This window comes from Clostridioides sp. ZZV14-6345 (genome assembly GCF_020657775.1).
In the GTDB taxonomy this organism is placed as follows: domain Bacteria; phylum Bacillota; class Clostridia; order Peptostreptococcales; family Peptostreptococcaceae; genus Clostridioides; species Clostridioides difficile_D.
Map to the genome: position 1 here is coordinate 1 of NZ_JAGWCX010000095.1, position 11,326 is coordinate 11,326.

The 11,326-nt window shown below is 25.1% G+C and carries 16 protein-coding genes and 1 pseudogene; 11 read left to right on the forward strand and 6 right to left on the reverse strand.

Translation table 11 applies throughout. The features are described from left to right. The 3 genes and pseudogenes from KGF39_RS17945 to KGF39_RS17955 all read left to right on the forward strand — a co-directional run. Positions 1 to 417: pseudogene (locus KGF39_RS17945) on the forward strand (DEAD/DEAH box helicase); the annotation flags it as partial. A 121-nt stretch (positions 418 to 538) separates the two neighbouring features. Next, complete coding sequence (locus KGF39_RS17950; protein ID WP_227823344.1) at positions 539 to 982, forward strand: hypothetical protein; 444 nt, start codon at positions 539 to 541, stop codon at positions 980 to 982. Positions 983 to 1,309: 327 nt separating this feature from the next. Continuing rightward, on the forward strand, positions 1,310 to 2,461 hold the full coding sequence (locus KGF39_RS17955; RefSeq protein WP_227823345.1) for a cohesin domain-containing protein: 1,152 nt from the start codon (positions 1,310 to 1,312) through the stop codon (positions 2,459 to 2,461). Between the two features lie 272 nt (positions 2,462 to 2,733). On the opposite strand, the gene KGF39_RS17960 is transcribed toward KGF39_RS17955, so the two are convergent. Further along, positions 2,734 to 3,066: a BlaI/MecI/CopY family transcriptional regulator gene (locus tag KGF39_RS17960; RefSeq protein ID WP_227823346.1), complete on the reverse strand. Its 333-nt coding sequence runs from the start codon at positions 3,064 to 3,066 to the stop codon at positions 2,734 to 2,736. A gap of 207 nt (positions 3,067 to 3,273) precedes the next feature. Between KGF39_RS17960 and KGF39_RS17965 the strand changes: the two genes are divergently transcribed. Further along, the gene (locus tag KGF39_RS17965) at positions 3,274 to 3,642 is read left to right on the forward strand and encodes a helix-turn-helix domain-containing protein (RefSeq protein ID WP_227823347.1); all 369 of its coding nucleotides are present in this window, start codon (positions 3,274 to 3,276) and stop codon (positions 3,640 to 3,642) included. A gap of 662 nt (positions 3,643 to 4,304) precedes the next feature. Beyond that, on the forward strand, positions 4,305 to 4,787 hold the full coding sequence (tenpIN, locus tag KGF39_RS17970; RefSeq protein ID WP_227823348.1) for a type III toxin-antitoxin system TenpIN family toxin: 483 nt from the start codon (positions 4,305 to 4,307) through the stop codon (positions 4,785 to 4,787). Between the two features lie 233 nt (positions 4,788 to 5,020). Here the strand turns inward: tenpIN and KGF39_RS17975 are convergent, their stop codons facing one another. Continuing rightward, positions 5,021 to 5,353 (reverse strand): BlaI/MecI/CopY family transcriptional regulator, encoded by a 333-nt coding sequence (locus tag KGF39_RS17975; RefSeq protein WP_227823349.1) that lies wholly within the window; start codon positions 5,351 to 5,353, stop codon positions 5,021 to 5,023. Positions 5,354 to 5,560: 207 nt separating this feature from the next. On the opposite strand from KGF39_RS17975, the gene KGF39_RS17980 reads away from it, so the two are divergent. Then, complete coding sequence (locus KGF39_RS17980) at positions 5,561 to 5,929, forward strand: helix-turn-helix domain-containing protein (protein ID WP_227823347.1); 369 nt, start codon at positions 5,561 to 5,563, stop codon at positions 5,927 to 5,929. 530 nt (positions 5,930 to 6,459) lie between these two features. Here KGF39_RS17980 and KGF39_RS17985 read toward each other — a convergent pair. Then, on the reverse strand, positions 6,460 to 6,720 hold the full coding sequence (locus tag KGF39_RS17985) for a hypothetical protein (protein ID WP_227823350.1): 261 nt from the start codon (positions 6,718 to 6,720) through the stop codon (positions 6,460 to 6,462). 32 nt (positions 6,721 to 6,752) lie between these two features. Then, positions 6,753 to 6,971 (reverse strand): hypothetical protein, encoded by a 219-nt coding sequence (locus KGF39_RS17990; protein WP_227823351.1) that lies wholly within the window; start codon positions 6,969 to 6,971, stop codon positions 6,753 to 6,755. Positions 6,972 to 7,431: 460 nt separating this feature from the next. Between KGF39_RS17990 and KGF39_RS17995 the strand changes: the two genes are divergently transcribed. From KGF39_RS17995 to KGF39_RS18005, 3 genes are all read left to right on the forward strand, one after another. Further along, a complete protein-coding gene (locus KGF39_RS17995; RefSeq protein WP_227823352.1) occupies positions 7,432 to 7,977 on the forward strand; it encodes a sigma-70 family RNA polymerase sigma factor in 546 nt (181 codons plus the stop codon). Further along, a complete protein-coding gene (locus KGF39_RS18000) occupies positions 7,970 to 8,671 on the forward strand; it encodes a DUF4367 domain-containing protein (protein WP_227823353.1) in 702 nt (233 codons plus the stop codon). The genes KGF39_RS17995 and KGF39_RS18000 overlap by 8 nt, the downstream gene beginning before the upstream one ends. A gap of 69 nt (positions 8,672 to 8,740) precedes the next feature. After that, on the forward strand, positions 8,741 to 9,178 hold the full coding sequence (locus KGF39_RS18005) for a hypothetical protein (protein WP_227823354.1): 438 nt from the start codon (positions 8,741 to 8,743) through the stop codon (positions 9,176 to 9,178). 163 nt (positions 9,179 to 9,341) lie between these two features. Here the strand turns inward: KGF39_RS18005 and KGF39_RS19985 are convergent, their stop codons facing one another. Both KGF39_RS19985 and KGF39_RS18010 read right to left on the reverse strand, forming a co-directional pair. Beyond that, positions 9,342 to 9,464 (reverse strand): hypothetical protein, encoded by a 123-nt coding sequence (locus KGF39_RS19985; RefSeq protein WP_255643628.1) that lies wholly within the window; start codon positions 9,462 to 9,464, stop codon positions 9,342 to 9,344. 64 nt (positions 9,465 to 9,528) lie between these two features. Then, entirely contained in the window at positions 9,529 to 9,714 is a 186-nt protein-coding gene (locus tag KGF39_RS18010) for a RepB family plasmid replication initiator protein (protein ID WP_227823355.1), read from the reverse strand. Between the two features lie 448 nt (positions 9,715 to 10,162). Here KGF39_RS18010 and KGF39_RS18015 point away from each other — a divergent pair, with 448 nt between their 5' ends. Then, positions 10,163 to 10,924: a hypothetical protein gene (locus tag KGF39_RS18015; RefSeq protein WP_227823356.1), complete on the forward strand. Its 762-nt coding sequence runs from the start codon at positions 10,163 to 10,165 to the stop codon at positions 10,922 to 10,924. 13 nt (positions 10,925 to 10,937) lie between these two features. Continuing rightward, positions 10,938 to 11,180, forward strand: a complete 243-nt coding sequence (locus tag KGF39_RS18020; RefSeq protein ID WP_227823357.1) for a hypothetical protein — start codon at positions 10,938 to 10,940, stop codon at positions 11,178 to 11,180. Positions 11,181 to 11,326 lie beyond the last annotated feature (146 nt).

Consider the following 11,326-nt stretch of genomic DNA (forward strand, 5'->3'; position numbering starts at 1 on the left):
GTTTATGATTATATAATTAAACGATTTGGAATAGGTACAAACTATACAAAAATACATTTACAAGAATTAAGCAACGATTTACAAATCCTTACAGGAGCAAAGGAAATGAAAACAACCGAAGCAATAGGTACTGTATTAAACAATATTTTTGTAGTCAGCAGTAAAAAATATAGAAGTGTGGCACCCTTAGAAATGTGTTTCTATAAATATATATACCCTATGGGTGCCACAGATAATAAAAAAACAATTAGAATTTACAAAATAGAGAGGTATATTACTCTAAATGACATCAAAAAGGAGCTTGATTTAAAGGATAGCGATAGAAGCTTAGAGCATTTAGTTCGTAGTCGTAAAGATAAGTTATTGCAAACTATAGACAGTGATGACAAAGAGATATTATTAAATGGATTAGCATAAAATAAAGGGCAATTTGACATTGAAAAGGAGTGCTTAGAAGAGATTAATTTAAAAAGATTAATTGAAATAGGAATAAATTCACTAAAATTTCATTAAAAAAGCTGATATTTTGTTAAATTCTTTGCTAAATGATGATAATATTGGGACTTACACTTATAACTATATTGATTCAATGTTTGGAGTTGGTACAAGTTATACAGAAGAACACTTAAACGCTCTAACCACTGATTTACAGACGTTTCTAGCCACTAAAAAGAAGCTAACTATTAAGAAAATGAGGTTAATATTACGCTCGATTTTTGTTATTGAGTATAAAAATCATAGGGGTGGAACAGTAATGCCCTATAAATACTATAAAAACATATTACCCGTTACTGTTCCACCTAATGAAAGAGTACGAGTTTATACTATTAAAGGACACATTACCATAGAGGATATTAAAAGAGAATTAGGTTTAATGGATAATGATTTAAGCATAGAACATTTAGTTGAAGCTAGAATAAATAAGCTATTAAATACAGTTGATGAAACGGAAAAAGAGGTTCTTTTGGAAGGATTAATCTAACAGTTAATCTTAAGTACGAATAGTACTAAAAAAATGTTGCTTTGTATTAAGTGGGACGAAGTCCTGTTTCCTATTTAGGGTATAAATAAATAGACAATATAAAAAATGAGTATTGAGAATACCACTTTTTATTTTAATAACTATATCAAAAGCAAACTACACATATTACTATTACCGAAATTTCTAAAATAAATATAACAATAAAAAACGAAATACAGTTGCATCAATATATTCAGAAGAAATAATTCATTTTTAATGTATTCTGTTGTGCATGCTATTGTTGTCCATGTATGTAAAATAATAATAATATATAAAGGAGAAAATTTTATGAAAAAAAAATTAAAGCTATTATTTTCACTAGTAATAATGATTATAACGATTTATAGTACTTTGTTGATTAATGTTTTTGCAGAAGATGGTGATGGTAATGTTGAGTTTTTGGATACATTAAATATTGAAAATATTTTAGAAAGTAGTTATTGGAACTCTATGTGGAGAGGAGAAAATGCTCTTTTAAATAAATCTTATGGATGGTGCAGTGCTTTAGGTAAAGTTGAAAATGAATACTTAGGATATGATTTTCAAACTCCTCAAAAAATTGATTTTTATGAAATTGAAGCTGTACATAATGCCAGTAATGTAAATCAAGGTTATATGGTTAAAAGTTGGGAATTACAAGGATATGTGGATGAAACTTGGGAATCTATACATAAAGTTGATAATACTAAATCGTGGACATCTACAGATGAAGTCAGAAGGTTTAATGTTAAATGTGATAAAGAATATTCTAAATATAGAATTTTAGTAAAAGACTCTTTTAATCCACGTGGAGCAGAAGTAGGAAGATTGCGATTTGGTACATATGATACGAAAATTGTATTAGATGTTGAGCCATCAAAAGAAAAAATAAAATTACGTGAAAATATAACTGTTGATTTAACTATTGATAATATATCTAACATAACAGCAGAAGATATAAGAATAAAATATGATAATGAAAAACTTAACTTTATAGATTTTGAAGAAATAGAGGGATTTAAATTAGTAAAAGACATACAAAATCATGAAAATGGAGAATTAAGATTAATATTGGCAAGCAAGGGTAAAGAGCACATAGTTAACTCTAAAAAAATATTACTTAGATTAAAGTTTAAAGGAATTAAACCAGGTGTAGCTCTTATTGATATAACAAAAGGTAGAGTTTCTGATGGTATTAATATGGAAAAAGATTTACTAGACAAGCAATGCAATAAATGCACAGTAATTATAGAAGAAATAAAAGATGTAAATAATAGTGGAGAATTTACACTTTTAGACCTAGGAATTGATGCTCGCTATTTTGACGAAAATCCTAATTCTCCAGAATTATCTAAATATAATACAGATATATCTATAAATGGTTCTATAGATATATCTGACTTATTCGAAATAGTTGAATTAATTCTAGAAAATTATGCTTATAGTCTAAATAAATATTAATATGCTATTAAGAAACATATAGATGTAGAGGACATCAAAAAAGAATTAGGATTAATAGATAGTGATTTAAGTATAGAGCATCTAGTTGAAGCTAGAATAAATAAGCTATTAAATACAGTTGATGGAACTGAAAAAGAGGTTTTAATTAACTAATTACACTTACAAGAGTTAAGGAACTATTTAAAAGCTATTACATAAGCTTAAAGGATAATTAAGTGAGTAACATATAAAAAAAGTACACTTGTATAAGTTATATTATTTATACTGGTGTACTATTTTTTATGTTTAATATTGCAATCTTTTAAAGAGTTTAAAAGGCTTTCCAATGAATTTGAATGTATGTCGTTTAGAAATCTTTTTGTTTCAGATATTTTATAATCTTTTTTTGCTATGAGTATCGTATAATGTGTCATTCTACCTATTCGTTCAGATGCTAAGAAGCGTTTATTAACTAGTCTTGATAAAAGTGTTAGTGTTGTTGTTGGCTTCCAATTACATTTAATTTGCATTGCTTTGATGGCTTCTTTAGATGTGACTGTATCGTTTTTGTTCCAAATGAATTTCATAACTTTGAGTTCAGCTTCGGGTATCTTTGGTATATTCATTATAATTCCTTTCTTATAATTATAGGTCATTATAATTATTAAAGTTAATATTTTAGATTTATTAATATAAACATAATTAAAAAATGATATTTTTAAAATCTTTCAAATGAAAGATATGGCAGATGTTATTTTAGTGAGTTTATTATAATACAATTTTTAAAAGGTTACAATATACAAAAATAGTAACTGAAAGGAATAAGTAAAAAAATGGACTTAGATTTTAGAGCAATCGGACAACGGATAAAAATTGCTAGAATAAAGAAAAGACTTACACAAGATACTTTATCGGAATTAGTAAATATAACTCCACAACACATGAGCAATATAGAGCGAGGTGGCTCTAGTGTCAGTCTACCAACTCTCATTTCTATTGCTAATATTTTGCATGTATCAATAGATGAGTTATTGTGTGATGTAGTTTTGGACTCTAAAGTTATTTTTGAAAAAGAATTAAGCGACATTCTGAAAGATTGTAACGAATATGAGATAAGAGTTTTAGTAGACATTTTGAAAGCCTCTAAAGATTCTATTAGAAGTGTTAAAATGTTTCAATCAAATATAAATAATAGATATTAGATAAATATAAGCTTTGATAGTTTAATTGCTATTGAAGCTTTTTATTATACCTAAATTAACATATTTTACCAGTGAAGAAAAAAGGAAAATATAGAAGAAGTGAGAATGGATTAAATAATAATCAGATAGCAAAGGAGCTAAAAATCAATCGAAGTACAGTAACTAAATACCTAAAATTATAATGTTGCTTGAAACGTCGCTTTGTATTAAGGGGGACGAAGTCCTGTTCCCTATTTAGGGGACGAGTTTGTGTTTTTTAGAGTCTCCGATTTTAGGGTAGAATAAAGAGTATGAAGAAGCTTTTAAGGGAACTTTACCATTCTTTATGGGTTAAAAGAATTTTCTAACTTAGAATTTTATAGATAGCATGACATTTATGTTTTAAGTTAATAATAGTAAGGAAGTTAGGAATTAAATAAATGTACAATTTTACAATCGAAAGAGTTGCATTTTATACAACAAGATAGTATAATAATATTAAGTAAGATATGGATTTCTTCTCGTAGAGCCACACGAGAAGGGTAAAATAAATAAGGCTCAAGGATGGATTTCTTGTTGGAGAGCTACTCAACAAGGGTAAAATAAATAAGGCTCAAGGATGGAAATAAAACCTCGTAACGTTTGTTATGGGGTTATTTTACATTATAGGGGGAAATTTCTTAGTGACCAAAGATAAAAAGAAATTAAAATTTGTACTTTTATCAAACGATTTCTACAAAGATTATGATAAAAATACTTATGAGGAAATATTAAGAAAAAATTCGAGACCATATATTATGTTTATTATTAAAATAGATAATATAGATTACGCTGTTCCATTTAGAACTAATATTAATCATAAGTTTGCATATTTTACTAATCCACCAAAAAAGTGTGGCATTGATTATAAAAAAGCTATAGTAGTGACAAAAGCAAATTATTTGGATGTATCAAAAAATATTTTAATTAATCAAAAAGAATATATAAACATAAGAGAAAATGAAGATGTAATAATAAAAGAATTTAAAAATTATTTAAAGCAATATAAAAAGGCTATAAAAAAGTTGAGTGTTAAAAGAAATTATGAAATATACAAGTTTTCATCTCTGAAATATTTCCATAAGGAGATGAGAATAAAAGAGGTTAGTTGTGAACCTACTTTGTAGGTTCTTTTTAGTTGTCTAGTCCTAACTAGTATTTAAAGGGTAAAAGATTGAATCAAAGTGAAATAGCTCTTTGTATTAAGGAGGACGAAGTATTGTTCCTTCTTTTGTATGGATTTATGAATTAATAGCTTTAAACATACATAAAATTGATTTACATAAGCTTAAAGGATAATTAAGTGAGTAACATATAAAAAAAGTACACTTGTATAAGTTATATTATTTATACTGGTGTACTATTTTTTATGTGTAATATTGCAATCTTTTAAAGAGTTTAAAAGGCTTTCCAATGAATTTGAATGTATGTCATTTAAAAATCTTTTTGTTTCAGATATTTTATAATCTTTTTTTGCTATGAGTATTGTATAATGTGTTATTCTACCTATTCGTTCAGATGTTAAAAAGTGTCTAATAACAAGCCTTGATAAGATTGCTAGTGTTGTTGTTATTTTCCAACCATATTCAAGTTCCATAGCTTTTGTAACCTCTTTAGATGTTACAATGTCATTTTTATTCCAAATAAACTTCATAACTTTGAGTTCTGTTTGAGGTATCTTTGGTATATTCATTATAATTCCTTTCTTATAATTATAGGTCATTATAATTATTAAAGTTAATATTTTAGATTTATTAATATAAACATAATTAAAAAATGATATTTTTAAAATCTTTCAAATGAAAGATATGGCAGATATTATTTTAGTGAGTTTATTATAATACAATTTTTAAAAGGTTACAATATACAAAAATAGTAACTGAAAGGAATAAGTAAAAAAATGGACTTAGATTTTAGAGCAATCGGACAACGGATAAAAATTGCTAGAATAAAGAAAAGACTTACACAAGATACTTTATCGGAATTAGTAAATATAACTCCGCAACACATGAGCAATATAGAGCGAGGTGGCTCTAGTGTCAGTCTACCAACTCTCATTTCTATTGCTAATATTTTGCATGTATCAATAGATGAGTTATTGTGTGATGTAGTTTTGGACTCTAAAGTTATTTTTGAAAAAGAATTAAGCGACATTCTGAAAGATTGTAACGAATATGAGATAAGAGTTTTAGTAGACATTTTGAAAGCCTCTAAAGATTCTATTAGAAGTGTTAAAATGTTTCAATCAAATATAAATAATAGATATTAGATAAATATAAGCTTTTATAGTTTGATTACTATTGAAGCTTTTTATTATATTCAAAATTACATATTTTACCAGTAAGGAAAAGAGGGGAAAATGTAGAAAAAACACAAAGAGTCTGCTATTATCTAAGTATAAACCCTATATACAGAATAGAATTGATAGAACTTATGTGATGATTATACACTTATCATCCCCTTACCTCTCATGAGGTTTTTAAATGGTATATCAGTAAGAGTTATATTGTATAGAAATATAATCCTTATTGATATATCATTTTTTTGTTTTAAAAATTTGTAAGCTTAATAAATATAAAAAAGATTTTGGCGATTTTGTATGAAATATTTAGGAAATAGTTGATATAAAAAAGGTGACATGTTCGTGTTCAGAGAAGCCAACATTTAACTGTATGTGTGATATTTATATTATTTTTAGATAGAATCATTGGAAATCAACAATAAAATATGTTTGGTGTTACAGGAATAAAAAATAACTACAATAAAAGGATTTATAGTTTATAAATCCTTTTATTGTAGTTATTTTTTATTTAAAATTAATTTGATTATCTCAGGTTTAGTTAAATTATGAACTCCCTTGGAAAATAATATTCCACCTATTATTAAAAACATGTAAGAATAGTTTTTAAATATTTGATTTTCAATTAAGTCTTCAAAGCCTTTATCCGCTAGGTATCTTGCTTTCAATGATAATGCCAAGTCATTGTTAAAAAATAATATTATAAAACCTAATACTATTAATATTAAACTAACTTTTAAATACATATTTTTATCTTCCATTTTTAATCATCTCCTTTTGTAATTATTTAAATTTATATTTGCTCTTGATATAAATTACTTAAAGAACTAATTTTAAAATTTAGGACATTAGGCTTTAATTCTGTAACTTGTAACAACTCATTATATAATTTAAATGGATTTTCATCATACATGTTCAAAAATCTTTTTATATCTTTGTTTTTATGTATATAGAATAAAGTACTAGTATTATTTTTAAATTCTACTAAGCTTACTCCAACATGTTCAAGCACTTCTTTTTCTTCTATATCAAAATCTTTTTCTGAAATAAAATGAACTTTGATTAAATTTATTCCTGCATCAAATTCATTAGGATTATCTTTATAAACATCAATTAAGTATGGATAATCTTTTAGTTCTGATTTTCTTTTGCAATCTTAGATTACATAAAAGCCTAATGATTCATTTAAACAGTCCTCTGTTTGCATAAGCTTGAAAATTTCGAAGTCCGTCATTCTAAGTTCTCCAACTAAATATATATTTGGTTTTTCCATTAACTATATCTCCTTTTATAATATCGATAATAAAGATAGTATTGATTTCGATTTTATTTTTTCATAATAAATATCCTCCAATTTATTTTATTTAAATATATAACAAATACCAAAATTATTTTTAGACATATATATCTACAATTCTTTAAATTCTATATAATTTTATTTATAAAGAATATATTGTGAGGGAGATTAACTTATGTTGTTATATTTGACTATTATAAATTCAGAAGAAGAAAGGAATAAGTTTGAAGATATATATATTAAATACAAGAAACTAATGTTTTATGTTGCTAATCAAATTTTGAAAGATGAAGTATTATCAGAAGATGCGGTTCACAATGCCTTTCTAAAAATAATTGATAATCTTGATAAAATAAATGATGTAAACAGTCCAAAAACTAAAGGATTCGTTGTTATTATAGTAAAGAGAATTTCAATAAATATATATAATAAGCGAAAGAAAGAGGAAATAAGTGATATTAATGATGAGAGTTATAAATTTAATTCTTTAGATTTATCAATTGAAGAATTAGGTAATTACAGCCACTTAGGAGAAGCTTTAAAGAAACTATCTGAAACAGATTTACAAATAATACTATTAAAGTATAGTCATGGTTTTTCTACTAAAGAGATTTCTAAGATATTAAATATAAAAGAGGTTAATTTGTATAAGAGAAATAAAAGAGCATTAGAAAAATTAAAAAAAATTTTAAATGAAACGGAGGCGTTGTCAAATGAATAAAGATAAATTAGATATAGAAAAATTATTATATGAACAGCTTCCAAAAATAGAAGAAAAGATGTTATATGAATTACCTTGTGATGAAGATATTGACCATGACTTTTCTATGGAATTTGGAAGTAAAATGAATAAACTTATAAAGGAAAATGAAAAAAAAGTAAAAAAGAACTCTTATAAAAATATTAAAAGAATTGCTATTATTTTTATAATTATTTTATCAAGTATAGTCACTATAACTACTATAAAAACAGAAGCTTTTCCAGAAAATTTAATGAGAATAATGAAGAAGGTATATAAAGAATTTACAGACTATAATTTTATAAACCCTCATAAATCAAATGTATCATTCAAATATATAGAACCTAAGTATATTTCTACTGGATATAAAGAAGTTGAAAGAATTGAAGACGAAAATTATCTATCAATATCATACAAAGATAAATCAGATAATTACATAATTTATCAAATGATGCCATACGCTAGAGATGTTGTAGTATTGGATACAGAGGATGCATTTGTTGAAAATATAAAATTTAATAATCATTATGCACAGTATGTTGAAAAGGAAAATACTCAGCAATTATTATGGCATGATAAAAATAATATCTATATGTTATCTAAAGAATTACCTACAAAAAAAATAACTAAAAAAGATAAATCAGAATTTATTAAAATTGCGGAAAATATTAAGTAAAACTTTGTCTAAAAAAACCTCCTTTGATTGTTATATTGAATATATAAAATTTTATAAGGAGGTTTTTTAATGAGAATAAAAAACATAATATCAATATTTGTATGTGCGTTAATTATGATAATGTCAGTGAATGTTGTTAGTTTTGCTGACGAATTTAATTCATCTGATATTATTTTTATGGAAGATGGGCAAGAAGAGGTAATTCCTTTTTCAGTGAATATATTAAATGGCAGATGCAATATATCATTTTCTAATGGAAACGCAAATATAAGTGCTTCTGTTGTTGGGAAATCTGGAGTAACTAAAACATCTATTATAACAAAATTACAAGAACTAAAATCTGGAAATTGGGTAGATTTAAAAACATCTTCAAAGAAAACTGGAGGAAAAACTTGTTCTGTTACAAATTCATACTCTGTAACAAAAGGACATACATATAGAGGTGTTGCAATCATTACCGCTGGAAATGAATCTAAAACACTGATAAGTACATCTCAAAAATATTAAAAATTCAAGAATTTTTTTGTGGTGTAAAAATGTTACTATTAGATTTTTATGCCCCCATAAATTTATTAGGCTTTGCTTAGTTTTATTTATGTTTTGGGGCATAAACTTCTTATTGTTTTTGGCAATTCAAAAATAAATTCATTTTTAGAGGAATGAGTATTAATTAGAGCGTTTTTTTATGTATAAATATCCTTAAATCTGTTATAGTTCTTCCTGTCTTAAATTCTTCATAATTGAAGCTAATGTCTGTCTGTTCTTCTAATTCATTGTATAGTTTCATGCTCATTTTCAATTTCAAGAGTTTTCCCAAGTAACTTTTTTGTTATTTTAGGTATCTCAGAATAGGCAGATTATCCTTTTAAATTTAACAATTCTTTAAATTCTTTTGTACTAAACTTATATTCCTTAAATTCCTCATCAGTAGATTTAATCATAGAAGCTAAAGTTAAAATTATTCTCTGTTCTTGTATTGACAAATCATATTTACAATTCATTATAAAATAGTTCGATTTCTTAACTATATATTCTTTTTTCATATATATCCCCCTTTAAAATTATAAACTATAACATAATAAAGTTATAGTTAGCACCAAAAAAGTTATAGTTAAAAAATACAAGCAAGTGATTCCAAGGTTTTGAATAGTGTCTAAAATAATTAAAATATATTTAAATATTAAAAGACAACTTAACAAAGAATAAATCTCTAAAACCAACTTTAAAAGTTATAAGAATAATTCTTTATAAGACAAAAACCACTCAAACGCCAATAAGAGTGGTTTAAAAAAATAATTCTTTAATCAATTTTGATGGAAATAGCTATTCTTGTAGGTTGAATTTATAGTTTTGTAAAAAATAGCAATAAAATTTATTGAAGATATAAATAAAGTAGTTCATATTTGAATAGTAAAAAAAAATTATTTTTTTGTCCAAAAAACGAATCCTAAGTTGTTATATATATAATTAAATAAATAGGAGGATGTTTTTATGAAGTTAAAAAAAATTAATAAACTGTTGGCTCTATCTATAGTAACTGCTGTTGTAATAAATCCATTTGGGTCAATCGCAAACGCTATGAGTTCAAATGAAGTTGGGAATCAATATGAAAGTATTGAAAAAGCAAATTTTAAGATTTTAAGTGATGACTTAGATAATATTATTTATACTTATGATGAGCAAGGAACTAGTTATAGAGTTGAGGAAAAAGTTGCAAATGACTTCTCTTCTGTTAAAAGTACTATTTATGAGAAAAATAACAAAAATGAATATGTTATCTCTTCTAAATTGGAAACAACTATTAGTGACAATGAAGTTACTCTTAAAACACAAGAAGATAATAATATAACAACTGAAGTTGTACCATTAAGCGATTTAATTACAGTTAATGGCGAACCTACATATGATGATAGTATGGCAAAAAATAGAGATACTTGGACATATAATCAAACATTAAAAACTTCATCTAAGTTTTTAACTTATACACTAGGTGCAATAACAGCTGTCATAACAACTGCTGTTAGTTTTAAACTTGGAGAGGGTGGTAAGTTGTTGGCTGCCGCAATTAGTTCAGTAGCACAAAAAGTTATAAGTGATAATATAAAACAAGTTTACTATAAAAAAGATTTTTACTATACTTATTATCAAAATACAATTTTACCTAGAGGAGAAAAAGTTATATCAAAAGCATATAAAAACTCTGGAAGAACTCAACAAATTGGAAAAACAATGACTGATTATTATTATAGATAGAGAGGATAATTAAATGTTAAAACTAAAAACTAGATTATATATATTATTTATAACTTATTTGATTTTATTATTTTCAAAAACAATTCAATTTGAATTAGGAGTATTTATTCTTTTAGGTATTCAATGTATCTTTTTTATTGTAGATTCTATTTATTATTATAGAAAATCAGACAACAAAAAATCGATAATATCACTTATAAGTGCCATTATATTAATGCTACCTTTTGGAGCTACTTATATAATAAACCATTTATAATATTTTAAGTTGTAAAGTACTAAATAAGCATAGTTTTAACAGTTTAAAAAATAATTAATAATTCAAATATATTCATATTTAAATGAATATAAAAATTTGGACAATACAAAAAAGGGGCTGTCGCACTAGAAAATAGTGCTACGCCC